General features: G+C 64.5%; 1 pseudogene. It reads right to left on the bottom strand.

The features are described from left to right. A pseudogene (locus tag RVY79_RS18795) lies at positions 1-304 on the bottom strand (ferrous iron transporter B); the annotation flags it as partial.

The raw sequence follows: 304 nt of genomic DNA, 5'->3' as shown, positions 1-304 counted from the left end.
CAGCAGCACCATCATCTTCAGGATGACCGTGCCGATTCGGCGCAGGAAGATACGCGCGCGTTCCAGTAGACCCACAGCGAGGTTGCGCACGCTCGGCAGCCGATACGACGGCAGCTCCAGGATGAGCGGGTGCTCGTTGCGATCGCGCTTGAGGTACTTGAGTACGTAGGCCACGACCAGCGCCGACACGATGCCGGCCATGTACAGCCCGAACAGCACCAGCCCCTGCAGGTTGAACACGCCCCACACCTCGCGCACCGGAATGAACGCGCCAATCAGCAGCGCATACACCGGCAGCCGCGCC

Source organism: Chromohalobacter sp. HP20-39 (genome assembly GCF_033052815.1).
In the GTDB taxonomy this organism is placed as follows: domain Bacteria; phylum Pseudomonadota; class Gammaproteobacteria; order Pseudomonadales; family Halomonadaceae; genus Chromohalobacter.
The sequence above is the reverse complement of the archived record's forward strand: the minus strand, read 5'-3'. Positions and strand labels throughout refer to the sequence as shown.